The sequence below is a fragment of the Burkholderia sp. IT-111MI5 genome (assembly GCF_949752865.1).
Lineage (GTDB): Bacteria > Pseudomonadota > Gammaproteobacteria > Burkholderiales > Burkholderiaceae > Burkholderia > Burkholderia pyrrocinia_C.
Genome location: NZ_CATKIF010000005.1, coordinates 38,544 through 62,466, shown reverse-complemented (window position 1 = coordinate 62,466; position 23,923 = coordinate 38,544). Strand labels below are relative to the sequence as shown.

Below are 23,923 nucleotides of genomic sequence, written 5' to 3'. Positions count from 1 at the left end.
CGGCCCGGCTGGCGGCACAATGCGGGGCATGACAGACGCCACTTCCGCTCCCGCTTCTCCCGCCGGCCCGCCGTTCGCCGGCCTCACGCCCGAGTGCGTGCTCGACGCGCTCGACAGCGTGCTGATGCCGGCCGGCCTGCGCACCGACGGGCGCCTGCTCGCCCTCAACAGCTACGAAAACCGCGTCTACCAGGTCGGCATCGAAGACGGCCCGCCGGTCGTCGCGAAGTTCTACCGCCCGGCGCGCTGGTCGGACGATGCGATCCTCGAAGAGCACGCGTTCGTCGCCGAACTCGCCGAGCGCGAGATTCCGGCGGTGCCTGCGCGCACGTTCGACGGCCGCACGCTGCACGCGTTCGACGGCTTCCGTTTCTCGATCTTCGAGCGGCGCGGCGGCCGCGCACCCGATCTCGATCGCAGCGACACGCTCGAATGGCTCGGCCGCTTCATCGGCCGGATTCATGCGGTCGGCGCGACGCAGCCGTATGTCGCGCGTCCCGTGCTCGATATCGATACGTTCGGCTACGAGCCGCGCGACTACCTGCTCGCGCACGATTTCATTCCGGATGACGTACGACCCGCGTACGAGACGGCGGTCACGCTCGCGCTCGAAGGTGTCGAGGCCGCGTTCGAACGTGCGGGCGAGATCCGCCTGCTGCGCACGCACGGCGACTGTCATCCGAGCAACGTGCTGTGGACCGATGGCGGCCCGCATTTCGTCGATTTCGACGACAGCCGGATGGCGCCCGCGATCCAGGATCTGTGGCTGCTGCTGCCGGGCGATCGCGAAGGCGCGTCGCGCGCGCTGGCGGACCTGCTGGCCGGCTACGAGGATTTCTGCGAATTCGAGCCGCGCGAGCTGCATCTCGTCGAAGCGCTGCGCACGCTGCGGCTGATCCACTACGCGGCATGGCTCGCACGGCGCTGGGACGATCCCGCGTTCCCGGCCGCGTTTCCGTGGTTCAACACGCATCGTTACTGGGAAGCGCGCGTGCTCGAACTGCGCGAGCAGATCGGCGCGATGCAGGAAGGGCCGCTCTGGCCCGTGTGACGGCGCGCGCGGCACCGGCGCCGCGCGGCAGGCTTGCGCGGGCCGCGGCGCAATGCGCGCGGCCCGTCCGGCTCAGAACTTCAGCATCAGCTTGATCAGCGCGGCGAAGCGCTTGCCGTACGGCGGCGCGAGCAGGTTGCGCGCGTTCAGGCGCGGCTGCGTGAGCACGGGCTTCATCTTCGAGAACGTCACGAAGCCGTCGTAGCCGTGGTACGCACCCATGCCGCTCGCACCGACGCCGCCGAACGGCAGGCTGCCGCACGCAATGTGCATCAGCGTTTCGTTGACCGACACGCCACCCGAGATCGTTTCGTGCATCACGCGGTCGATCGTGCCGCCGTCCTCGTCGAACAGGTAGAGCGCGAGCGGACGCGGGCGCGCATTCACGTATGCGATCGCCTCGTCGAGCCGCTCGTACGGCACGAGCGGCAGCAGCGGCCCGAAGATTTCCTCCTGCATCAGTTGTGACGCGGCCGGCACCTGCGTGACCGCGCACGGCACGAAGCGGCGCGACGCGGGGTCGGACTGCGCGTCGGACAGCGGGTGCAGTTGCGCGCCGGCCGCCTGCGCATCGCTCGCGAGTTGCTGCAGCCGCGCGTAATGGCGCGGCGACACGATCGTCGTGTAGTCGCCGTTGGTCGACAGGTCGGGATACATCTTCGCGAATCGTGCTCGCGCGCGCTCGATGAACGCGGCTTCCATGCCGCGCGGCAGCAATACGTAGTCGGGTGCGATGCAGGTCTGGCCCGCGTTCAGCGTCTTGCCCGCGACGATCGCGTCGACGGCCGCGTCGAAGCGCGCATTCGGTCCGACGATTGCCGGCGACTTGCCGCCGAGTTCGAGCGTGACGGGCGTGAGGTTGTCGGCGGCCGCGCGCATCACGTGGCGGCCGACCTGCGTCGAGCCGGTGAACAGCAGATGATCGAACGGCAACCCGCTGAACGCGGCGCCGACCTCCGCATCGCCGTTCACGACCGCGACGTGGTCGCGCATGAAGGTCTTCGCGATCAGTTGCTCGAACAGCGCCGACGTGCGCGGCGTCAGTTCGGACATCTTGACGATCGCGCGGTTGCCGGCCGCGAGCGCGCAGATCAGCGGGCCGGCCGCGAGCAGCACCGGGTAGTTCCACGGCACGACGATGCCGACCACGCCGAGCGGCTGCGGAATCACCTTCGCGCGCGCCGGGCGCAGCCACTTGTTCATCGGCTTGCGGATCGGCTTCATCCAGCGCTTGCCGTGCTTGAGCGCGTCGTCGATCTCTTCCTTCGCCATCCAGATTTCCGACAGCAGCACTTCCTGCTTCGCGCGATGGCCGAAATCGGCGCTGATCGCTTCGGCGAGCGCGTCCGCGTTGTCGATCAGCATCGTGCGCAGCGCGCGCAGGTGCTGCACGCGCGTTTCCCATGCCGGGTACGGTGCGCGCAGGTAGGCCGCGCGCTGGTCGCGCAGCAGCGACGTCAGCGCATCGGCCGGCGACAATGCTTGCGGTGCCAGTTCGGGCAGGTCGTTCTTCATGTTGTCTCCTCCAGTTGGGCCTGGCTGGTCGGCCAGCCGTCACGCCGCACGCGAGCGCTCGGCGAGCGCGGCGACGCGGATCGGGGTAGTGCGCGTCGCGCGGCCTGATGCGACGCATGCTCGAAAATCGGTTGCAGCGTGCGGCGGGCGTCGCATCCGCGCGACGGTATCCGCATCCGAAAACCGCACCGCGGCGTGTTCGCGTGCCGCGCGATACGACTGCTGTCGGGCACGCGACGCCGCAGCGCGAGCGCTTGCCGGTGCAGCGAAGCGGGGCAGCGCAACGCGCACGCCAATACGGGTTGCAGCGCATCGCGCCGCTGCGGCAGACAGCCGTCCAAACGGTCGGCGACCACGCGTGCCGTTCGATTTCGATCGGCTGCGCGCACGACGTTGTACGTCTGCGCGCCGGCAGCCGTTTGAAATGAAATGCGGGCCGCGTGCGGTGCATCCGGACAACCCGGTCGACACACGGCCTGCAGAACCTGGCGCTGCATCGTCGTCTCTCCCGTTTCGCGACGGATCGGCTTCTCGTGGCCGGCGTGTCGCGCGAAGCGAATCGATACATCTTAAATTTAGTTCACGCGGGCGTTTAGAGGAATCGCTCTTGAATCCGCGCGCCGCGCGCACGACGGCCATTCCTACAATGCCCGAACACCAGGGTCCGTTTGCATATGGAACGCACATGCGTTGCCCCGAGAAGGGCCGCTCGCGACGCGCGCGACGCCGCGAATACTGACGTATTCGCAAGGAGCGCAACGTGGCGAGCGGCCCTTCTCGGGGCAACCCCAAATTAAAGAGTTCATGTCACGGGAATGCCCGAAATCGCCCGTATGGCGGCGTCGCTCGTCGCTTGTTTGGCTCGGCCAAACGGCGCTCCTCACTTCTTGCCCTACGAGCGATTTCGGGCATTCGCATGTGCGTTCCATATGCAAACAGACCCTGTAAGAGGGGACACGGTCGCGCGGCGATGCCGGGCGCCTTCCATGACACGACGGAGACGTGACATGCAATACGACTACATCATCGTCGGCGGCGGTTCGGGCGGTTCGAGCCTGGCAGGCCGCCTCGCCGATGCCTGCCCCGATGCGACGATCGCGCTGATCGAGGCCGGCTCGCATACGGAGCGCAACCTGCTCGTCAACATGCCGGTCGGCATCGCGGCGCTGGTGCCGTTCAAGCTCGGCACGAACTACGGCTACGAGACGGTGCCGCAGCCGGGCCTCGGCGGGCGGCGCGGCTACCAGCCGCGCGGGCGCGGGATGGGCGGCTCGAGCGCGATCAACGCGATGATCTATACGCGCGGCCACCCGGGCGACTACGACGAGTGGGCGCAGCTCGGCGCAACGGGCTGGGGCTGGCAGGACGTGCTGCCGTATTTCCGCCGCGCGGAAGGCAACGAGCGCGGCGCCGATGCGTGGCACGGCGCGGACGGCCCGCTGTCGGTGTCGGATCTGCGCTTTCGCAATCCGTTCTCCGAACGATTCATCCAGGCCGCGCACGCGGCCGGTTATCCGCTGAACGACGACTTCAACGGCGCGACGCAGGAAGGCGTCGGCTTTTATCAGGTCACGCATCGCGACGGCTCGCGCTGCAGCGTCGCGCGTGCGTACATCTATGGTCGCAACCGGCCGAACCTGCACGTGATCACCGATGCGACGGTGCTGCGCGTCGGCTTCGACGGCAAGCGCGCGGTCGGCGTCGCGATATCGCGCAACGGCCGCGTCGAGACGCTCGGCGCGCGCGCGGAAGTGATCCTGTCGGCCGGTGCGTTCAATTCGCCGCAACTGCTGATGTGCTCGGGGATCGGCCCGGCCGAGCAATTGCGCCGGCACGGGATCGCGGTCGTGCAGGATGCGCCGGACGTCGGCACGAACCTGATCGACCACATCGACTTCATCATCAACACACGCGTGAATTCGTCTGAACTGGTCGGCGTGTGCCTGCGCGGGATCGCGAAGATGACGCCGGCGCTCGCGCGCTATTTCTCGAGCCGCACGGGGATGATGACGAGCAATGTCGCGGAGGCCGGCGGCTTCATCAAGAGCGATCCGTCGCTCGATCGTCCCGACCTGCAGCTGCATTTCTGCACGGCGCTCGTCGACGACCACAACCGCAAGATGCACTGGGGCTTCGGCTATTCGCTGCACGTGTGCGCGCTGCGGCCGTTCAGCCGCGGCACGGTGGCGCTCGCGAGCGGCGATGCGCGCGACGCGCCGCTGATCGATCCGCGTTTCTTCAGCGATCCGCGCGATCTCGACCTGCTCGTGCGCGGCGCGCAGGCGATGCGCCGCATCCTGTCGCAGGCACCGCTCGCATCGCAGGGCGGGCGGGAGCTGTACACGCGGGCGGACCAGAGCGAAGCCGAGCTGCGCGCGACGATCGTCGCGCATGCCGACACGATCTATCACCCGGTCGGCACGTGCCGGATGGGCTCCGATGCGCGCGCGGTCGTCGATCCGCAACTGCGCGTGCGCGGCGTCGAAGGGCTGCGCGTGGTGGATGCGTCGGTGATGCCGACGCTGGTCGGCGGGAACACGAATGCGCCGTCGGTGATGATCGGCGAACGCGCGGCGGACTTCATCGTCGCCGCGCGCAGGGGCGGCGTGCCGCGCGGCGAGGCGGCCGCGGCGGTGCACGGCCGCTGAGCGGCGCGCACCGGGCGGCGGCCGGCGCAAGCCCGTTATTAGCGGGAACAGGCCCTATGCAAACGTATCGACGAGGCCGGCGCGGCTCACGCTCGCGGCGGCCGGTGCGGATTGCGCAGCGTCGGTGGGTGCATCGACGGCTGACGATCCGCCGTGCCCGCGCCGCGGCGACTGGCCGCCGGCGAAGGTCTGTTGCGGGTTCTGCTGTTGCGATGCGAAGCCGCCGTCGCTGACGGTCGCGCTGCCGAGCCCGAGCCCGCCCGCTTCCATCGCTTCACGCAGCTTCGGCAGCGCGGCTTCGACCGCGTCGCGCACCTGCGCGTGCTGCGACACGAACAGCGCGTGCGCGTGGTTGTCCGCAACGCGCAGCACGACCTGCAGCGGCCCGAGATCGGGCGGGTTGAGCGTCAGCTCGGCGCTCTGCTGGTGCGCGTTCGACAGGAACACGACCTTCTGGCTCAGCGCGTCCGTCCAGTCGGCGGTGCCGACGTGCGGCGCGAGCACGTGCGTATTGGCGGCGGCGATCGCGCTCGCGGCGGGCGACAACTGCAGGTTCGCCTGCGCGGCGGCCGCAGCGGTTGCGCCGGCCGCGAGCGTCGCGCTGGCGGCCGGGTCCGTTGCTTCGCTGGCGGCCGCGAGCGCATGTTGCGCGCCGGACTGCACGTTCGCGTCGGCCTGCAGCGCCTGCGCGGTGGCCTGCGTCGGCGTCTGCTGCGTGGCGAGCACCTCTTTCGCGTCGGCGAGCGTGCGGTCGAACGTCGGCACCTTCGGCGTCAGTGGTGCGGCGGCGGTCGATGCAGAAGATGCAGACGATGCCGGTGCCGATGTCGAAGCCGTCGTGCCGCTCGCGGGCGTCGCGATTGCGCCCGAGCCGCCGGTCAGCTTGGCGAGCGCCGCTTGCAGCGCGTCGCGGGTCGACGCCGGCGTGGCCGGCTGGGCGGCCGCATCCCCGGCCGCGTGGTCCGCCAGCGCGGCCGTCGCATCGGGCTGGCCGGACACGGCCGTCTTTTGCGCGGTAGCGGCGGCCGTGGTGACGGTAGCGGCGGCGGCGGTAGCGGCATCGGCCGGCGTCGCGTTGTCCGTGCGCGCCTGCAGTTGTGCCTGCACGGCCGCGGCGGCCGCGAGTGCGCCGGCGTCGGGGTTGGTGGTGGCGTTCGCGGCGTCGGTCGACTGGTCGTCGTCGGTGCCGGACGGCTTCGTGCCGGCGGCCGGCTTCGATGAAGCCTGCGTCGTCGACGCATCCGGCGTGGCGGGATTCGTCGCGTCGCGCCGCGTGGCGACGCTTTGCTTCAGCGTCTGCGCGAACGGCACGGCGGCCTTGGCGGTCGCGGCATCGTTGCCGGCGGCGGTGCCGGACGAACCCGCGCCGCGGGCGGCTTTGAGTGCGGCGCTGGCGGTGTCGATCAGCACGCCGAGCAGGGGCAGGGGAGGCATGGCGGTTCTCTCGTTCGAATGCGGTGGTCGGTTACGACGAGCGGGCCGCGTCGGCCCGCATGCGCAGGATCTTCGCGGCGTGTTCGTCGGCGTCGCGCTGTTCGCGCCGGGCGTCGAGCCGTGCTTCCTGCGCGACGCCGCGCGCCTGCAGGATTTCATATGAGCCGACGGTGCGTTTCTTCTGTTGCCAGTTCGGGCGTGCCTCGTCGATGCGGACTTCGGCCGCGGCGAGCACGTTGCGCTGCTGCGCGATCGCGGCGTCGAGCGTGTCGATGAATGCCTGGAAATTGCGCCAGTTGCCGGCCGGCATCCCGTGCTGCGCGGATTGCGCGAAGCGCGCGTGGTATTCGTCGCGATAGCGCAGCAGCGCGTCGAGCTGCTCGGTAGCCGCGGTGCGGTCGCGCTGCGCGGTGCCGAGCTGCTTCGCGGCCGTGTCGAGGTCTTCCTGCGCGCGGTCGAGCAGCAGTTGAAGGGGAAAGCCGTGAGCCATCGTGATCAGCCTCCGTAAGCGTCGAACAGCGCATCGAGCCCGGCGAGGCTCGACGCGAACGGCGCGCATTCGCGAAAGCCCTGCTGCAGGAACGCCTCGATGCGCGGATAGAGCGCGATTGCGCGGTCGAGCTGCGCGTCGCGTCCGGGTGCGTACGCGCCGACCGCGATCAGGTCGCGATTGCGCTGGTAGCGCGACAGCATCTGCTTGAACTGCCGCACGTGGTCGAGATGCGTTTCGTCGATCAGCGCGGTCATCGCGCGGCTGATCGACGCCTCGATGTCGATTGCCGGATAGTGGCCGGCCTCGGCGAGCGTGCGCGACAGCACGATGTGGCCGTCGAGGATCGCGCGCGCCGAATCGGCGATCGGGTCCTGCTGGTCGTCGCCTTCGGTCAGCACCGTGTAGAACGCGGTGATCGAGCCGCCGCCCTCCGGCCCGTTGCCGGTGCGCTCGACGAGCGCGGGCAGCTTCGCGAACACCGACGGCGGATAGCCCTTGGTCGCGGGCGGCTCGCCGATCGCCAGCGCGATCTCGCGCTGCGCCATCGCGTAGCGCGTCAGCGAATCCATCAGCAGCAGCACGTGCTTGCCCTGGTCGCGGAAATATTCGGCGAGCGACGTCGCGTAGGCCGCGCCCTGCATCCGCAGCAGCGGCGACACGTCGGCCGGCGCCGCGACGACGACCGAGCGCGCGAGCCCGTCCTCGCCGAGGATCTGTTCGATGAATTCCTTCACTTCGCGGCCGCGTTCGCCGATCAGCCCGATCACGATCACTTCCGCGCTCGTATAGCGCGCCATCGTGCCGAGCAGCACCGACTTGCCGACGCCGGAGCCCGCGAACAGGCCCATTCGCTGCCCGCGGCCGACGGTGAGCAGCGCGTTGATCGCGCGCACGCCGACGTCCAGCACGTGGTGGATCGGTTCGCGTTCGAGCGGGTTGATCGACGGCGCCGACAGCGGCGCATCGACCTTCGATGCGAGCGGCCCGAGGCCGTCGAGCGGGCGGCCCGACGCGTCGACGACGCGCCCGAGCATCTCCCAGCCGACCGGCAGCCGCTTCGCGCCCGCGAGCGGATCGGCGACGGGCGCGCTTTCGAGCGGCCACACGCGCGCGCCGGGCAGCACGCCGGCGACGTCGGTGGTCGGCATCAGGAACAGGCGGTCGCCGGCAAAGCCGACGACTTCCGCTTCCGCGTGCGGCAGCGTGCTGCCGGGCGGCAATTCGATCGTGCATTCGGCGCCGACCGACAGGCGCAGCCCGATCGCCTCGAGCACGAGGCCCGCCGCGCGCGTGAGGCGCCCGCACGGCCGCAGCGGCAGCGCGCGGTGGCTGCGCGCGGCGAGCCCGTTCAGGTGCGTGCGCCAGTGCGCGAGATGCGGATTGTGCGGCGCGCGCGGCGCGGCGTCGTGTGCGGCGGCCGTTGAAGCGGTCGCATGCGGTTGCGTGTCGTGTGCGGTGTCGTGTGCGCCAGCGGGGCCGAACGACGCGAGCGCGAGTTCGCGCTCGAGCGGCGTCATGCCGTCATGCGCGAGCGATTCGGGCGACCGCGTCACCACGTGCTCACCTTGCCGATCGCGGCGGCGACGCGCTGCCAGCGCGTGGGCAGCGTCGCGTCGACCTCGCCGGTCGCGGCGTGCGCGCGGCAGCCGCCGCGCTCGATCGACGCATCGGTGCGCACGTTCCAGCCGAGCGTATCGAGATCGTCCTGCAGATAGGCTTCGACGACGGGCAGGTCGGCCGGATTCACCGCGAGATGCGGCGCGCCGGACAGCGCGGGTTCGGCCGCGAGCACGTCGCGCACGGCCGCGACGAGCGCTGCCGGGTCGTGCTTCACGTGCTGGCGCACGACCTGCTGCGCGATGTCGAGCGCGAGTTGTGCGATGTCGGAGGCGAGGTCGTGCTCGGCGCTCGACACGGCCTCGCGGAACGACGCGGCGAGCGCTGTGAGCTGCGCGGCCTGTTCGCGCGCAGCGGCCTGGCCGGCCTCGAAACCCTGTTCGCGGCCCTGCTCGAAACCGGCCCGGTAGCCGAGCGCCTGGCCTTCAACGTGGCCGGCCGCATGGCCTTCGGCGTGCGCGGCATCGCGCACGCGCTGCAGTTCCTCGGCGAGCGCGGCGGCGGCCGCTGCCGCGTCGTCGGGCGGCGGCGGGGGCGGCGGCGGGTCGAACGACGCCATCTCCCACCGCTGGTAGGCGGTGAGGGTGCCCGCGCGATCGCTCGCCGAATCAGACATACGCGTCTTCCGCCTTGCCGCCGATCACGATCTGGCCGCTCTCGGCGAGGTTGCGCACGATCTGCAGGATGCGGCGCTGCTGCGTCTCGACGTCGGACACGCGCACCGGGCCGCGCGCGTCGAGATCCTCGGCGAGCAGTTCGGCCGCGCGCTGCGACATGTTCGCGAGGAACTTCTGGCGCAGCGCGGGCGGCGCGCCCTTCAGCGCGATGATCAGCGTTTCCGATTCGACTTCCTTCAGCACCATCTGGATCGCGCGATCCTCGAGGTCGAGCAGGTTCTCGAACACGAACATCTGGTCGACGATCTTCTGCGCGAGATCGGCGTCGTACTGGCGCACGCTTTCGAGCACGCCTTCCTCATGCACGCTCGTCATGAAGTTCAGGATCTCGGCCGCGGTGCGGATGCCGCCCATCGGGCTGCGCTTCAGGTTGTCGCTGCCGGACAGCAGGCCGGTCAGCACGTCGTCGAGCTCGCGCAGCGCGGCCGGCTGGATGCCGTCGAGCGTCGCGATCCGCAGCAGCACGTCGTTGCGCAGCCGCTCGGTGAAGCACGACGCGATCTCGGACGCCTGGTCGCGGTCGAGGTGCACGAGGATCGTCGCGATGATCTGCGGATGCTCGTTCTTGATCAGTTCGGCCACCGCGCCCGAGTCCATCCACTTCAGGCCCTCGATGCCGCTCGTGTCGCTGCCCTGCAGGATGCGGTCGATCAGCACGCCGGCCTTGTCCTCGCCGAGCGCCTTGGTCAGCACCGAGCGGATGTATTCGCTCGAATCGAGCGACAGCGCGGTGTGTTCCTCGGCTTCCTTCACGAAGTCCTGCAGCACGCTCTCGACCTGCTCGCGCGTGACGTTCTTCAGCGCGGCCATCGCGGCGCCGATCTTCTGCACCTCGCGCGGCGCGAGGAACTTGAATACCTCAGCGGCCTCTTCCTCGCCGATCGACATCAGCAGCAGCGCGCTCTTGGTCAAGCCTTCAGCGTTCATCGGACACCCAGTTCTTCACGACGGTGGCGACGATCTTCGGATCCTGGCGGGCGATCGTGCGCGCGTAGTCGAGGTTGCGTTCGTAGCGGTTCTTCTCGGATTCGAAGCCGAGCAGCAGCGAGTCGGGTTCGTCGTCGGCCTTGACCGGCGCCGGCAGGCCGTCGAGCACGACCGGATCTTCCGGCGCCGCGAGCGCCGGCACGGCCGGCTCGGGCGGCGGGAACGCGCGGCGCATCGCCGGGCGCACGAACATGAAGTAGAGTGCCGCCGCGGCGGCCGCGATGCCGAGCCACTTCGCGGCTTCCTTCGCCATCGCGATCATGTCGGGCTGGCGCCACCACGGCAGGTCGGCGTACGGATCGCTCGCGGTCGAGAACGCGCTGTTCACGACGTTCACCGAGTCGCCGCGCTTCTCGTCGTAGCCCATCGCGTCCTTCACGAGCTGCTCGACCTGCGCGAGCTTCGCGGGCGGCAGCGGCTGCATCGTCACGTGGCCCTTCGCGTCGGCGATCGGCTGGTAGTTGACGACGACCGCGACCGACAGCCGCTTCACGCTGCCCATCGGCTGTTCGAGATGGCGGATCGTCTTGTCGAGCTCGTAGTTGGTCGTCTGGTCCTTGCGGTCGCTGACCGGCGTCGTCTGCGGCGCGTTCTGGCCGTTGCCGGCGACGACCGGCGCGGAAGCCGGCTGCGGCGGCGTGTTCGACAGCGCGCCCGGCACGCCCGACGCGCCGCCCTGCGCGAGTTCGGTCGCGCTGCTGGTCTGCTGGCTGCGGATCGCGGCCTGCTGCGGCACGCCGTTCGGGCCGTAGCTTTCCGACGTCTGCTCGATCTTCGAGAAATCGAGGTCCGCGCTGACCTGCGAGCGCGCGTTGCCGGCGCCGAAGATCGGCGCGAGGATCGCGTCGATGCGCTTTTGCGTGTTGTGCTCGACCTGCTGCACGTACTTGAGCTGGCTCGCGTCGAGGCCGGACGCCGAAGCCGGCTGGGTCAGCAGGTTGCCGTCCTGGTCGACGATCGTCACGTTCTTCGCGGGCATGTCGGGCACGCCGGACGACACCATCCGCGTGATCGCCTGGACCTGGCCCTCGTCGAGCACGCGGCCCGGGTAGAGGTCGACGAACACCGACGCGCTCGGCGCTTCCTTGTCGCGCACGAATACCGACGGTTTCGGGATCGCGAGATGCACGCGCGCGCCGCGCACGGCGTTGATCGATTCGATGGTGCGCTGCAGCTCGCCTTCGAGCGCGCGCTGGTAGTTGATCTGTTCGGCGAACTGGCTGATGCCGAATTTCTGGTTGTCCATCAGCTCGAAGCCGACCGAGCCGCCCTTCGGCAGCCCCATCGCGGCGAGCTTCAGGCGCGTTTCATGCACCTGGCTCGACGGCACGAGGATCGCGCCGCCGGCATCGGCGAACTTGTAGGGAACGTTTGCCTGCTGGAGCGCGGTAATGATCGCGCCGCCGTCGCGGTCCGACAGGTTGCTGTACAGCACGCGGTAGTCGGGCGTCCGGCTCCACAGCACGAGCGCGGTAATCGCGGCGATCGCGAGCGCCGCGGCGATCAGGAACGGCAGCTTCGGGTTGCCCTTCATCCGCGAGATGCCGGGAATGCGTTCCGCGAAGCCGCCGAGCCCGAAGTCCGCGCCGGCGACGCCCGCGCCCGGCAACGCGGCGGCCGCGGCGGCGCCGGGCGCCGGGCTGGCGAGGCCCGCGCGGGCGTCGGGGTTGATCAGCGAGTTGGCCTGCGAATCCATGCGTCGAGTTTCTCCGGAGCGGGACGACTGAGCTCGCTCGGGCGAGCGGGCGGACAATGACACGATGCGATTATCGTGATCCGGGCCGTACTCCGATCGACCGAAAAGAGCGGGGTTTCCCCCGTACTTTCTCGGCTTTGCCGCGCGGCGCGCTGCTATCCTTTTTCGCGATCCGGCATGGTGCGCGTGGTGCGGCGCTGGCGGAAACGCCCGGTGCGTCCGGGTCTCTTCTCTTATGTCTGGGGACAGCATGACTGCGAACGTCAGCGGAATCGGTTCGGTGTTGCAACAGATGCAGTCGATGGCCGCGCAGGCGTCCGGCGGCGTCGCGAGCCCGACGGCGGCGCTTGCCGGCTCGGGCGCGGCGACGGCCGGCACGTTCGCGAGCGCGATGAAGGCGTCGCTCGACAAGATCAGCGGCGACCAGCAGCACGCGCTCGGCGAGGCGCAGGCGTTCGAGGTCGGCGCGCCGAACGTGTCGCTGAACGACGTGATGGTCGACATGCAGAAAGCCAACGTCGGCTTCCAGTTCGGGCTTCAGGTCCGCAACAAGTTGGTGAGCGCTTACAACGACATCATGCAGATGTCGGTGTGACGGGGCGGCCATCCGACGACGGGCATCCGGGGGCGGCCATCCGGCGACGGGCATCCCGGGGGCGGCCATCCGACGACGGGCACCCGGGGACGGCCAACCGGCGAAGGGCATCCCCGCGACGGCCACCCGGCGACGGCCAACCAGCCTTGCCGGGCGGGGCCGGCGGCCCGGTTTTCCGCGCCCGGCCGCGGCCCCGCGCGCCTAAAGCTTTTCAAATCCCTTCCGATAACTCCGGAGAAGGCCGCGTCGTGCGATGCACGGCGGCGGCTCCCGTATAGCCAAGGCATGACAAGGAGAAGCGCATGTTTTCCCCAGGACACGCTGGAGCCAGTGCCTACGCGCGTGTCGGCGTCGAGACAGGGGTGATGGGCGCCTCCCCGCACCGGCTGATCGCGATGCTGTACCAGGGCGCGCGGCAGGCGATCGCGCTGGCGCGCATGCATCTGCAGCAGGGCAACGTGTCCGCGCGCGGCGAAGCGATCGGCAAGGCGATCCGGATCGTCGAGAGCGGCCTGCAGGCGTCGCTGAACCGCGACGCGGGCGGCGAGATCGCGGGCCGGCTCGACGCGCTGTATGCGTATATCGGCCGGCGCCTGCTGGAAGCGAACGCACAGGCGAGCGACGCGATGCTGGTCGAGGTCGACGGGCTGCTCGCAACGCTCGAGGAAGCATGGACGGGCATCGCCCCGGAAGTCGCGCGGATGGCCGCGCAACAGGCAGTGGAAGCAGCACGATGAATCTCAAGGCCGAATACTTCGCGCGTTACGAGGCGCTCGCAGCCGTGTCGGGCCGGATGCTGTGCGCCGCGCGCGACGCCGACTGGGCCGCGTTGCCGGGGTTGCAGGTCGAATTCATGCAGCTCGTCGACGGGCTGAAGGAAGCCGATCCGGGCGTCGCGCTCGACGAATCGGATCTCGGCCGCAAGCTGGACCTGATTCGCCGCATCCTGGCCGACGACGCCGCGATCCGCGATCTCGCGAGCCCGGACGTCGCGCGGCTGTCCGCGCTGTTCGAGGCGCGGCGCTCGACCAAGGTATTGACCGATCTCTACCGCGCGCGCGGGTAGGGCCCGCTTTTCGGGGAGACGGGCGCGGGGCGCCCGTGCCCGTTACCGCACGCGGCACGCGCGCTGTTCCCGCGGGCGGCACCGGCGTGCCGCTCCCGGATTCGCAACGATGTGGCTGAGGTGAGCAGGCTCCGATCATGACCGGTATCGATTCCGTTGCGGCCGCGCTGCTGGCGAGCCGCCTCGACAGCCTGCTGACCGGCACCGTATCGGCGCCCGCCGGCGGCGGCGCGACCGCGCAGGTCGGCACGCCGGGCACCGGCGCGTCGTCCTCGCCTCCGGCCGGCGGCCCGCCCGTCGCGCCGCAAGCCTCCACGCAGACCGCGCTGTCCGACGTCGGGCGCGTGCTCGACGCGATCTCGCGCGCGGGCGGCGACGCGACGCCCGCGATCGCCGGGCGCGCACCGCTGCTGGCCGATCCCGCCGTGCTGCTGATCGATACGGCCGTGCCGGCGCGTGCGCCGGCCGCATCCGATCCGGCGGCGTCGTCTTCCACGCCTTCTTCCGCTGCGGCGTCGTCCGCCGCGGCGGCGCGCGAAACGGCCGCGCCGCTGCCGGTCGCGGCGTTGCGTGCGGCGCTCGCCCAAGCGGTGAGCGAGAGCGGCCTCTTCTACGAATCCCATCTGGCGCAGTGGCTGGCCGGCCAGCGTCCGCTCGCGGCGCTGATGCGCGAGCCGCAGGCGCGCCTGACGGCCGCGCTTGCGCCGGCCGACCCGGATGCCGCGCAGCCCGGCTCGACCGACGTGCTCGACGAACTGCTCGCGCAGCGCCCGCCGCTGCCGGCGACCGCGCGGGCGACTGCGCAAGCGGGCGCGCCGGCCCAGGGCGGCGCCCCCGCTCGCGACGCCGCGCAGGCGTTGCCGGCGGCCGCCCGGCAGGGCGCGTCGTTGCCGCCCGATACCGCCGATCCGCTCGGTGCGCACGCCGACCCGCGCTGGACGCCGGCGCGTGCCGGGCTGGCCGCCGCGTCGTCTGACCCGCAGGCGCAGCCGCTCGCTCCCGTGCACCCGGCCGCGGTGCCGCTCGTCAGGCAACAGCTCGACGCGCTCGCGACCGACCAGTTCCGCTGGACCGGCGAGGCGTGGCCCGGCGCGCGGCTCGACTGGACGATCGAACCCGACGATCCGGGCAGCCGCGCACCGCGCGGCGGCGACGACGCGGGCGACGGCATTGCATGGCGCACGCGCCTGACGCTGACGTTGCCGTCGCTCGGTACGGTCGACGCGGAGCTGGTGCTGAACGGCGCGCAGCTCGTCGCGCGGCTGCGTGCGAACCAGACGGGCGCCGACCGCCTCACGCGGCACGAGGCCGCGCTGCGGCAGCGGCTCGAGGGATCGGGGCTACGGGTGGGCGGGCTGTCGATCCGCGCGGTCGACGACGGGCCGGACGGCTTCGACCTGTTTGCCGCACAGGCGGCGGCCGCCGCGTATGCGCGCGGTGCGGCGGGCGGGCCGGGCACGCGCGTACCGGGCGCCGACGACGAGGTGCCGCAATGAGCATGTCGTCCCGCAAGCGCGCGGCCGCGCTCGTCTACGACCCGAAAGGCGGCGATGCCGCGCCGCGCGTGGTCGCGAAGGGCTACGGCGTGCTCGCGGAGATGATCGTCGCGCGCGCACACGATGCGGGGCTGTACGTGCATACCGCGCCGGAGATGGTGTCGCTGCTGATGCAGGTCGACCTCGACGACCGGATTCCGCCGCAGCTCTACCAGGCCGTCGCGGACCTGCTCGCGTGGCTGTACGCGCTCGATCGCACCGAACCCGGGCCGGACGCCGCCGCACCGCGCTTTCCGCTGCCGCCGCTGCGCTGAACGGCGCGCCATCGCGCCGCTTCTTACGAAACACTGTCTCGGCCTTGCGGGGTCATTCGGCCGGCATTGGTCGCCTATCGAGCGATATTTCGATGCAACGTGTTCGCTTCGTCGGCGTTTCTTCGCTCGTCGAGCGCGCTGCAGCGCAGCCGGACCGATTGAGCCGGAATTCGATTTATGTAATGATATCCATTCTCATTTTCATGTTGCCCGGGCGGCGTGCGATCTCTGCGCGCCGCCCGTTGTTTTGAACGAATGGATACTTTCGCGTGAACGCGCCCGAAACGATCGACTCTCCCAAGGCGGGTATGCCGCGCGCGGGCGTCACCGTGCTGCATCCGGCGGCCCGCCCGCTGACCGACGACGAACTGGCCGCGCGCCGCCAGCGCTCGCGTCGCGCGACCTTCATCAAGTGGCTGCGCAAGGTGCACGGCTGGGTCGGGCTGTGGGGCGCGGTGCTCGGGCTGCTGTTCGGCGTGACGGGCGTGGTGCTGAACCACCGCGCGCCGCCGCTGAAGATTTCGACCGGCGAGCCGCAGGTCGAGCAGATGCAGATCGCGCTGCCCGATCCGGCGCCGAAGACGCCCGCCGCGATGACGAAATGGCTGCAGCAGGAACTGCATTTCGACGGCCGGCCCGGCCGCATCCGCAAGGATCCCGCGCAGGCCGTCGCATGGGGCGACCAGCGTGTGATGCAGCCCGAGCACTGGCAGTTCGGCCTGTTCGGCCCGCACCGGAACCTGCAGGCCGAATACTGGGTCGGCAATGGCTATGTGTCGGTGAAGCGCACGGACAACACGTTCCTGACGACGCTGAACAACCTGCATCGCGGCGTCGGGATGAACCTCGGCTGGGTGCTGCTGATGGATACGATCGCGGGCTCGCTGATCCTGCTGTCGCTGACGGGCGTGCTGTTGTGGACCGAGCTGAACAAGCGCCGCACGGTCGGCGTCGTGCTGGTGGTCGGTTCGGTCGCCGCGGCGCTCGCGGCCGGCCTGACCTGATCGGCGCTCGCGCCGGCCTGCCGCCGGCGCGAGCCGCTTCGTCCGGCTAGCCAGTGCGGATCAGAGGCCGCAGGCCGCGCCGCTGTTCGCCGCGATTTCTCGCGCGGCCTTTGCGCCCTCGACCTGCAGGATCGTCGGCAGCGACACGTTGTTCTTCGCGGCGGTGATCTCGGCGAGGATCGAGATCGCGATTTCCGGCGGCGTCCGGCTGCCGATGTAGATGCCGGCCGGCCCGTGCAGCCGGCCCAGTTCCGCTTCGTTCAGGTCGAACTCGCGCAGCCGCTCGCGCCGCGCCGCGTTGTTGCGCCGCGAGCCGAGCGCGCCGACGTAGAACGCGGGCGTCTTCAGCGCCTCCATCAGCGCGAGATCGTCGAGCTTCGGATCGTGCGTGAGCGCGATCACGGCCGAACGCGCATCGAGTTTCATGTCGAGCACCGTATCGTCGGGCATCGTGCGCACGACGCGCGTGCCCGGCACGTCCCACGCATCCGTGTATTCGTCGCGCGGATCGCACACCGTCACCTGGTAGTCGAGCCCGACCGCGATCTGGCATAGATAGCGCGACAACTGGCCCGCGCCGATCACGAGCATCCGGTAGCGCGGCCCGTGGATCGTCACGAGCCGTTCGCCGTCGAACGCGAGCCCGTCGGCCGCCTGCGCGGGCGACAGCGACGCGCGGCCGGTCGCGAGCGTCATCGTGCGCGTGACGAGGCGGCCGGCCTCGACTTCAGCGCACAGCGCGGCAATCCCGCTGTCGCGCGTGAGCGGCTCGAGCACGAGCTGGATCGTGCCGCCGCACGGCAGCCCGAAGCGGTGCGCTTCCTCGGCCGTCACGCCGTACTTGAGCGCTTCCGGGCGCGCGTCGGCCGCGATCCCGCTTGCGTGCACACGGGCGATCAGGTCGTCCTCGATGCAGCCGCCGGACACGGACCCGACCACGAGCCCGTCCTCGCGCACCGCCAGCATCGCGCCTTCGGGGCGCGGCGACGAGCCCCACGTCTTCACGACCGTCACGAGCAGCACGCGGCGCCCTTCTTCGAGCCAGCGCGCGCTGGATTTCAGTACATCGAGATCGACGCTTTCCATCATCTTTTTCCTGTTGCCGGGCGGCCCGCCGGTCCGGGCCGTCGTTCGATGGCGGGATTATGAACCGCCCGGCGCGCGTGTGCAGGCAGCGTGCAAGTCGTGCGGGCAAATCCGGAGGATCGGGCAAGAGATCGCGACGATCGGACACGATCGCGCGCGGGAAGGGCACGGCGGCGCGTGTCCGGCGGCGGCTGATGCGGCGGGGAAGGGGCGTGCCGCACGAGGCCGGTTACGGCCCGGCGCGGTGTCGCACCGCTGCGCGCGGCGTGCGCGCGCAGCGGCGGAGGTCAGTGCGCGTCGTGGTGACCGTGCGCGAGCTTCGAGTGGTGACGCGAGTACAGGAAGTAGATCACGAGGCCGATCACGAGCCAGATGCCGAACGCGGCCCACGTGACGGGCTGCAGGTTCAGCATCAGGAACAGGCACGACGCGACCGCGAGGATCGGCACCACGGGCACGCCCGGGCAGCGGAACGCGCGCGGCAGGTCGGGGTGCGTGCGGCGCAGCACGAGCACCGCGATCGACACCATCGAGAACGCCGCGAGCGTGCCGATGTTGATCAGCTCGGCGAGCACGTTGAGCGGCACGAGCGCGGCGATCAGCCCGAAGAACAGGCCGACGAGCCAGGTCGTCAGGAACGGCGTCGCGTAGCGCGGATGCACGCGCGACAGCGTCGCCGGCAGCAGCCCGTCGCGCGACATCGCGAAGATCACGCGGGTCTGGCCGTAGCTCATCACGAGGATCACGGTCAGCATGCCGAGCACGGCGCCAAGGTCGATGAAGCCTGCGACCCACTTCTCGCCGGCGGCCTGCAGCGCGTACGAGATCGGGTGCGAGATGTTCGCGTACTGGGCCGACGGCACGATGCCGGTCGCGACCGCGGCGACCGTCACGTACAGCACCGCGCACACCGCGAGCGACGCGATGATGCCGATCGGCAGGTCGCGTTTCGGATTCTTCACTTCCTCGGCCGCCGACGACACCGCGTCGAAGCCGATGAACGCGAAGAACATCACGGCCGCAGCGCCGAACACGCCGTTCCAGCCGTGCGGCATGAACGGCTTCCAGTTCGCGGGCGTCACGTGGAACAGGCCGACCGCGATCACGAGCAGCACGACCGACACCTTGATGAACACCATGATGTTGTTGATGCGGGTCGATTCGCGGATGCCGATCGACAGCAGCGTCGTGATCACGAGCATCACGAGGAACGCGGGCAGGTTGAACCACGTGACGACGCCCGGCACCGCGCCGGGTGCCGCCGTCAGCACGGTCGGCAGCGACAGCCCGAAGCCCTGCAGCAGCGACTGCAGGTAGCCCGACCAGCCGACCGACACGGCCGACGCCGCGAGGCCGTACTCGAGCATCAGGTCCCAGCCGATGATCCATGCGGCGAGCTCGCCGAGCGTCGCGTACGAATACGTGTAGATCGAGCCGGCGACGGGGATCGTCGACGCGAATTCCGCGTACGACAGCGCCGCGAGGCCGCATGCGATCGCGGCGATCACGAACGACAGCATCAGTGCCGGGCCGGCCTGCACGGCGCCGGTGCCGGTCAGCACGAAGATGCCGGTGCCGATGATCGCGCCGATGCCGAGGAAGGTGAGGTCGATCGCGCCGAGCGCTTTCTTGAGCCCGGCGGCGTGCGCGCCGGCGATCATGCGATCGACGTTTTTCTTGCGGAAGAGGGACATTGCGGATGAATTGCCAGCGCGCGCGAGCGCGGCGGCGCTGACTGAGTGAAAACCCGCAATTTTAGCCGATTTGGCGGACAAGGCCCGCTGCGGCGCAGCGGCGCGGCGCGGAATCGTCCGATAAAACAAGCGCTTGCGCGCGAAAACGGGCGGCGGTCGAGCGCGACCCGGCGTGCGCCGCGCCGTTGAATCGTACGAATCCGATGTATCGGGCGAATCCGTTGAATCAGGCGCCGGCCGTGGGCGACATGTCGACGAGCCGGTTGCTCATCACGTAGAACGTGAGCTCCGCGTTGTTCGACAGCCGCATCTTCTCGAGCAGCCGCGACCGGTACACGCTCACCGTCTTCACGGACAGCGACAGCGTGTTCGCGATGTCGGTGAGCCGCTTGCCCGACGCGAGCATGCAGAGCGTCTGGTATTCGCGGTCGGACAGCTTCTCGTGCGGCAGCGGCTCGTTCTCGAACGACACGTATTCGGCGAGCGCCTCGGCCATCGCGGGGCTCACGTACTTGCGGCCGGCCGCGACCTGCTGGATCGCGCCGATCATCTGCGCGGCGTTGACCGTCTTCGACAGGTAGCCGGCGGCGCCGGCCTTCAGCGCGCGCACCGCGTACTGGTCCTCGCGGTACATCGAGAACATCAGCACCGGCGTGCGCGACAGCTTGCGCTTGAGGCGCTTGAGCACCTCGATGCCGTTCGTGTCCGGCAGCGAGATGTCGAGCAGGATCACGTCGAATTCCTGCCGGTCGACGGCCGCCATCGCGTCGCCGCCGGTCTCGGCCTCGGTGACGTCGCGCGCGATGCCGCGGTCGATCAGCAACTGGCGGACCCCTTGCCGGACGATCGCGTGATCGTCCACGAGCAGGATGTTCAGGCTCATGACGACCTCACGAACGCGACGCGCGGCGTGCCGCGACGGGCGTCGCGAGCAGCGAATCCCACGCGAAGCGCGCGGTGACGCGCGTGCCGTGGCCGGTTTCCGGCGTGGCCGTCTCGAAGCTGCCGCCGAACGCTTCGCAGCGTGCGCGCATGCCGGCGAGGCCGTAGCCGGTGCGGCGGCCCCGGGCGAAACCGGTGCCATCGTCGGCGACGATCAGCGACAGGTGCGAGCCGTCGGTGACGATCCGCACGTCGACCGACTTCGCCCGTGCGTGTTTCGCGACGTTCGACAGCGCTTCCTGTGCGACGCGGAACACCGCGAGCGCGCTGGCGCCGGCGATCTTCGTCAGGCGCGCGTCGGCCGCGCACACGAAGCTGGTGCGCAGGCCCGTGCGCGTCGCATGGCTGTCGACCCACGACGACAGCGCGCCGACCACGCCCGCGTCGAGCGTCGGCGTGTCGCGTTCGTCGATCAGCCGGCGATTCGCGTCGGTCGCGGCGTCGAGCGCCTGCTGGGCAAGCTCCAGCGCGCGCACGCAGCCGTCCGGCGCATCGGCCGGCAGCCACGTTTGAACGTTTGCGAGCGCGAAACGCGCGGCGGTGAGTTCGGCGCCGAGCCCGTCGTGCAGCTCGCCGGCCAGATGGCGGCGCGCGGCTTCGTCGGCGGCAAGCAGCTGGGCGGACAGCGCGGCGATGCGCGCAGCGGAGGCGTTGCGTTTCGACGCGGCTTCGGCAATGGGCGGAGTAGCGGCGCAGCCCTGTACGAGCTGCCGCGACGGGAACGGGGCGTGGGCGCCCAGGGGCGCGTTAAGCGACGTATCCATGACTCTCCCTGCTGTCAGAAAGCGGTTCAGACACCGGCTGGCTGCGTGGAACGACTGTCGTTTCGATGACGGTCGCCGCCAGGGAATCGCTCCATGCCGAGGTAACAAAAGTTACATTTTGTAACGTTTGCATCCGACCCTTCAACACCCGTCCGAACGGCGACCACGAGCGCCGAATAATATCTCAAAAATTCCGTAAAAGTCATGTCGGGCGGACATTTAAGGGTAAATGTGAACAATCCGGATGAAGCTGTTGTAGGAAAAACACTGACACCCAAGCACCGGGCGATGACGTATCCAAATGTAACTATTTGAGATGAGATGGTCCCAGTTTGTTACGAATTCGCCAAGTGGGGACGAAAAAAAACCGGAGCTTTTGCTCCGGTTTTTTGATGCGGCACAAATTTCGGGGCGGATCAGTCCACGAATGCGCGTTCGATCACGTAGTGGCCCGGCGCGCTGTTCTTGCCTTCGACGAGGCCGGCCTGCTTCAGCAGGTCGGTCGTGTCCTTCAGCATCGCGGTGCTGCCGCACAGCATCACGCGGTCGTTTTCCGGCGAGAACGGCGGGACGTCGAGATCCGTGAACAGCTTGCCCGTCGCGATCAGGTCGGTGATCCGGCCTTCGTTGTCGAACGCTTCGCGCGTGACCGTCGGATAGTAGACGAGCTTTTCCTTGATGATGTCGCCCAGGTACTCGTGGCCCGGCAGGTCGTGCTTGATGTAGTCCATGTACGCGAGTTCGCCCTTCAGGCGGCACGTGTGCGTGAGGATCACCTTGTCGAAGCGGTCGTAGATGTCCGGATCGCGGATGATCGACATGAACGGCGCGAGGCCCGTGCCCGTCGACAGCATCCACAGCGTCTTGCCCGGCAGCAGGTTGTCGGCGACCAGCGTGCCCGTCGGCTTCTTGCCGATCAATACCGTGTCGCCCACCTTCAGGTGCTGCAGGCGCGACGTCAGCGGGCCGTTCTGGACCTTGATGCTGAAGAATTCGAGGTGCTCTTCGTAGTTCGGGCTGACGATCGAGTAGGCGCGCGCGAGCGGCTTGCCATCGACCTCGAGGCCGACCATCGTGAATTCGCCGTTGTTGAAGCGCAGGCTCGCCTCACGGGTGCAGGTGAAGCTGAAAAGCGTGTCGGTCCAGTGGTGGACGGATTGGACGGTGGCGGTGTCGTATTTGCTCATGGCTTTGAAAACGGACGCGCGTGGCGAACGCGTGTAACGGGCCCAAAAACGGGCAAAAAAACCGAGTGCGACGGCCCGATCGAGGATCGGCCGGCCGGCGCGTCGGACACGCGCCTTCTCGATGACAGACGATTGACGAACTGGTTATTTTACCCTGTTGGCGCTGATCGCGGGCTTGACCCGCGCGGCTGCGCGGATTTGGCGCAACGAATTCTTTCAACTGACTTTCGTCGATCGGCCGCGGGTTTCGCGCCGAAGCCGACGAGCGCCACGCCGCACAGCGTGCCGAGCGGGCACCGCACGCGCCGGCAGCCGCGCTGGCGGCGGATTGCGATCGTGTCGTTATTGCGGATCGAGGCGCAGGCGCGCGATGTACGGCAGGTGGTCCGACAGCCACGCGGCCTCGCCGGACGGCGCGCGCCATTCGAGCGGCGTCAGGCCGCGCACGAACATCTTGTCGAGCGCGAGCGCCGGCGAGAACGCGGGGAAGGTGCGGCCCGATTCGCCGAGCAGCGTCGCGACCTCGGACATTCCGATCTCGCCGAACAGCGCGACCGAATCGTTGCGCCAGTCGTTGAAGTCGCCGGCGAGCATCAGCGGGCCGTCGCCCGCGTTGCGCACGATCCAGTGCGCGATCCAGTGCATCTGGCGCAGCCGCGCGGCGCGCGTGAGCGCGAGGTGCGCGCACAGCAGCGTGACCGGGCGCGCACCCGCGAGCGTCGCGCGCGCGACGAGCAGCCCGCGCCGTTCGAAGCGGTGCGCGGAGATGTCCCAGCGGCCGCCGAGATCGAGCGGATGCGGCGACAGGATCGCGTTGCCGTGCCGCCACGACGGCTTGAACACGTTCGGCCCGAGCGCGATCTGCCAGTCGAGCGCATGAGCGATCTCGGTGGCCTGGCAGTGCCATACGTCGTCGACCTCGTCGTCCATCGGCGCGCCGAAGCCGGGCGCGAGCACGGGGCGCGGCATGCGGCGCGCCATCGCTTCCTGCAGGAAATACACGTCGGCGTGCGTCGACTGCATCCAGTTGCGCATCGCGTTCCATGCGGTGAAGCCGAGCGGCGAGCGGCCCTTGTGCAGGTTCCAGCTGACCGCGGTGATTTCGTCGGGGGCGGCGTGCGGTTCGGCGAACGGCAGGGACAGGGCGTCTGCGGACATGACGCTCAGTCCTTCGCGACGTGCGCGCGCACGCGGTACACGAGGTGCGGACGTTGCTCGACGAGCGTCCAGTCGGTCCACGCGTCGCTGCCGACCGACAGGCCGGGGTGGCTCGCGACGATCTGTCGCGGCGACGCGGGCACGCACGGATCGCCGCGCGTCGCGTTTTCGTCGTCGAGCGTTTCCTGCACGTCGAGCGCGAGCGACACCGTGTTCGCGCCGGTGTCGACGGTGAGCGGCGCGACCGTCACCGAGCGCGAGCGCTCGGTCGGCACGACGCGCGCGGCATTGCCGCAGCCGACCGGCACGGCGGACGGATAGCGATGGGTATCGGTGCGGGTCTGACCCACGGTGGTGCGCTGCTGGAACGTGTCGATCGTCTGACCGTCGCGCACTACCTGGATCTCCCACGCGACGGAGGCCGGTGCGGGGCTCTGCGCATGGGCGGCGAGCGCGAGGCTCGCGAGCAGGACGGCCAGGCCGTGTTTCAGCATGAAAC

Annotated in this window: 22 protein-coding genes; 8 read left to right on the top strand and 14 right to left on the bottom strand. The window is 69.7% G+C overall.

Annotated features, from left to right (window positions below):
* The first annotated feature begins 28 nt into the window (after nucleotides 1–28).
* Nucleotides 29–1,051, top strand: a complete 1,023-nt coding sequence (locus tag ACM6JT_RS04340) for a serine/threonine protein kinase (protein ID WP_081938356.1) — start codon at nucleotides 29–31, stop codon at nucleotides 1,049–1,051.
* Between the two features lie 72 nt (nucleotides 1,052–1,123).
* Here ACM6JT_RS04340 and ACM6JT_RS04335 read toward each other — a convergent pair whose 3' ends face one another.
* Nucleotides 1,124–2,566, bottom strand: a complete 1,443-nt coding sequence (locus ACM6JT_RS04335) for a coniferyl aldehyde dehydrogenase (RefSeq protein ID WP_414856020.1) — start codon at nucleotides 2,564–2,566, stop codon at nucleotides 1,124–1,126.
* Nucleotides 2,567–3,573: 1,007 nt separating this feature from the next.
* Here ACM6JT_RS04335 and ACM6JT_RS04330 point away from each other — a divergent pair.
* The gene (locus ACM6JT_RS04330; RefSeq protein WP_414856019.1) at nucleotides 3,574–5,214 is read left to right on the top strand and encodes a GMC family oxidoreductase; all 1,641 of its coding nucleotides are present in this window, start codon (nucleotides 3,574–3,576) and stop codon (nucleotides 5,212–5,214) included.
* Between the two features lie 54 nt (nucleotides 5,215–5,268).
* Here the strand turns inward: ACM6JT_RS04330 and ACM6JT_RS04325 are convergent, their stop codons facing one another.
* From ACM6JT_RS04325 to fliF, 6 genes are read right to left on the bottom strand one after another with little or no spacing between them, the layout of a single operon-like run.
* Nucleotides 5,269–6,648: a flagellar hook-length control protein FliK gene (locus ACM6JT_RS04325; protein ID WP_414856018.1), complete on the bottom strand. Its 1,380-nt coding sequence runs from the start codon at nucleotides 6,646–6,648 to the stop codon at nucleotides 5,269–5,271.
* A 31-nt stretch (nucleotides 6,649–6,679) separates the two neighbouring features.
* Nucleotides 6,680–7,138, bottom strand: coding sequence for a flagellar export protein FliJ (gene fliJ, locus ACM6JT_RS04320; RefSeq protein ID WP_072437578.1), 459 nt, complete (start codon nucleotides 7,136–7,138; stop codon nucleotides 6,680–6,682).
* A 5-nt stretch (nucleotides 7,139–7,143) separates the two neighbouring features.
* Nucleotides 7,144–8,697 carry a flagellar protein export ATPase FliI gene (fliI, locus tag ACM6JT_RS04315; RefSeq protein ID WP_175749031.1) on the bottom strand — a complete coding sequence of 518 codons (1,554 nt, stop codon included), beginning with the start codon at nucleotides 8,695–8,697 and terminating at the stop codon, nucleotides 7,144–7,146.
* Nucleotides 8,691–9,374: a flagellar assembly protein FliH gene (gene fliH, locus ACM6JT_RS04310; RefSeq protein WP_034179308.1), complete on the bottom strand. Its 684-nt coding sequence runs from the start codon at nucleotides 9,372–9,374 to the stop codon at nucleotides 8,691–8,693. The genes fliI and fliH overlap by 7 nt, the downstream gene beginning before the upstream one ends.
* Nucleotides 9,367–10,362 (bottom strand): flagellar motor switch protein FliG, encoded by a 996-nt coding sequence (fliG, locus tag ACM6JT_RS04305; protein WP_034179307.1) that lies wholly within the window; start codon nucleotides 10,360–10,362, stop codon nucleotides 9,367–9,369. The genes fliH and fliG overlap by 8 nt, the downstream gene beginning before the upstream one ends.
* The gene (fliF, locus tag ACM6JT_RS04300; protein ID WP_034179306.1) at nucleotides 10,352–12,118 is read right to left on the bottom strand and encodes a flagellar basal-body MS-ring/collar protein FliF; all 1,767 of its coding nucleotides are present in this window, start codon (nucleotides 12,116–12,118) and stop codon (nucleotides 10,352–10,354) included. The genes fliG and fliF overlap by 11 nt, the downstream gene beginning before the upstream one ends.
* 250 nt (nucleotides 12,119–12,368) lie before the next feature.
* Between fliF and fliE the strand changes: the two genes are divergently transcribed.
* From fliE to ACM6JT_RS04270, 6 genes are all read left to right on the top strand, one after another.
* A complete protein-coding gene (gene fliE / locus ACM6JT_RS04295) occupies nucleotides 12,369–12,713 on the top strand; it encodes a flagellar hook-basal body complex protein FliE (protein ID WP_034179305.1) in 345 nt (114 codons plus the stop codon).
* Between the two features lie 302 nt (nucleotides 12,714–13,015).
* Nucleotides 13,016–13,450 carry a flagellar export chaperone FliS gene (gene fliS / locus ACM6JT_RS04290; RefSeq protein ID WP_034179304.1) on the top strand — a complete coding sequence of 145 codons (435 nt, stop codon included), beginning with the start codon at nucleotides 13,016–13,018 and terminating at the stop codon, nucleotides 13,448–13,450.
* Nucleotides 13,447–13,779 (top strand): flagellar protein FliT, encoded by a 333-nt coding sequence (locus tag ACM6JT_RS04285; RefSeq protein WP_034179303.1) that lies wholly within the window; start codon nucleotides 13,447–13,449, stop codon nucleotides 13,777–13,779. The genes fliS and ACM6JT_RS04285 overlap by 4 nt, the downstream gene beginning before the upstream one ends.
* A gap of 137 nt (nucleotides 13,780–13,916) precedes the next feature.
* Nucleotides 13,917–15,275 carry a flagellar hook-length control protein FliK gene (locus tag ACM6JT_RS04280; RefSeq protein WP_414856017.1) on the top strand — a complete coding sequence of 453 codons (1,359 nt, stop codon included), beginning with the start codon at nucleotides 13,917–13,919 and terminating at the stop codon, nucleotides 15,273–15,275.
* Nucleotides 15,272–15,589, top strand: coding sequence for an EscU/YscU/HrcU family type III secretion system export apparatus switch protein (locus tag ACM6JT_RS04275; protein ID WP_034179301.1), 318 nt, complete (start codon nucleotides 15,272–15,274; stop codon nucleotides 15,587–15,589). Before ACM6JT_RS04280 ends, ACM6JT_RS04275 begins: the two co-directional genes overlap by 4 nt.
* Nucleotides 15,590–15,858: 269 nt before the next feature.
* A complete protein-coding gene (locus tag ACM6JT_RS04270; RefSeq protein ID WP_131947908.1) occupies nucleotides 15,859–16,593 on the top strand; it encodes a PepSY-associated TM helix domain-containing protein in 735 nt (244 codons plus the stop codon).
* Nucleotides 16,594–16,653: 60 nt separating this feature from the next.
* Here ACM6JT_RS04270 and ACM6JT_RS04265 read toward each other — a convergent pair whose 3' ends face one another.
* The 7 genes from ACM6JT_RS04265 to ACM6JT_RS04235 all read right to left on the bottom strand — a co-directional run bounded on the left by ACM6JT_RS04265 (nucleotide 16,654) and on the right by ACM6JT_RS04235 (nucleotide 23,918).
* Entirely contained in the window at nucleotides 16,654–17,679 is a 1,026-nt protein-coding gene (locus ACM6JT_RS04265) for an XdhC family protein (protein ID WP_414856016.1), read from the bottom strand.
* Nucleotides 17,680–17,966: 287 nt separating this feature from the next.
* Nucleotides 17,967–19,373 carry an amino acid permease gene (locus ACM6JT_RS04260; RefSeq protein WP_034179298.1) on the bottom strand — a complete coding sequence of 469 codons (1,407 nt, stop codon included), beginning with the start codon at nucleotides 19,371–19,373 and terminating at the stop codon, nucleotides 17,967–17,969.
* A 226-nt stretch (nucleotides 19,374–19,599) separates the two neighbouring features.
* Nucleotides 19,600–20,256 carry a response regulator transcription factor RqpR gene (gene rqpR, locus ACM6JT_RS04255; protein WP_034179297.1) on the bottom strand — a complete coding sequence of 219 codons (657 nt, stop codon included), beginning with the start codon at nucleotides 20,254–20,256 and terminating at the stop codon, nucleotides 19,600–19,602.
* Nucleotides 20,257–20,263: 7 nt separating this feature from the next.
* Nucleotides 20,264–21,079, bottom strand: coding sequence for a quorum system sensor histidine kinase RqpS (gene rqpS / locus ACM6JT_RS04250; protein WP_131947909.1), 816 nt, complete (start codon nucleotides 21,077–21,079; stop codon nucleotides 20,264–20,266).
* 416 nt (nucleotides 21,080–21,495) lie between these two features.
* A complete protein-coding gene (locus ACM6JT_RS04245; RefSeq protein ID WP_034179295.1) occupies nucleotides 21,496–22,266 on the bottom strand; it encodes a ferredoxin--NADP reductase in 771 nt (256 codons plus the stop codon).
* Between the two features lie 342 nt (nucleotides 22,267–22,608).
* Nucleotides 22,609–23,424: an endonuclease/exonuclease/phosphatase family protein gene (locus ACM6JT_RS04240; protein ID WP_034179294.1), complete on the bottom strand. Its 816-nt coding sequence runs from the start codon at nucleotides 23,422–23,424 to the stop codon at nucleotides 22,609–22,611.
* A gap of 5 nt (nucleotides 23,425–23,429) precedes the next feature.
* Nucleotides 23,430–23,918 carry a hypothetical protein gene (locus ACM6JT_RS04235; protein WP_034179293.1) on the bottom strand — a complete coding sequence of 163 codons (489 nt, stop codon included), beginning with the start codon at nucleotides 23,916–23,918 and terminating at the stop codon, nucleotides 23,430–23,432.
* Nucleotides 23,919–23,923 lie beyond the last annotated feature (5 nt).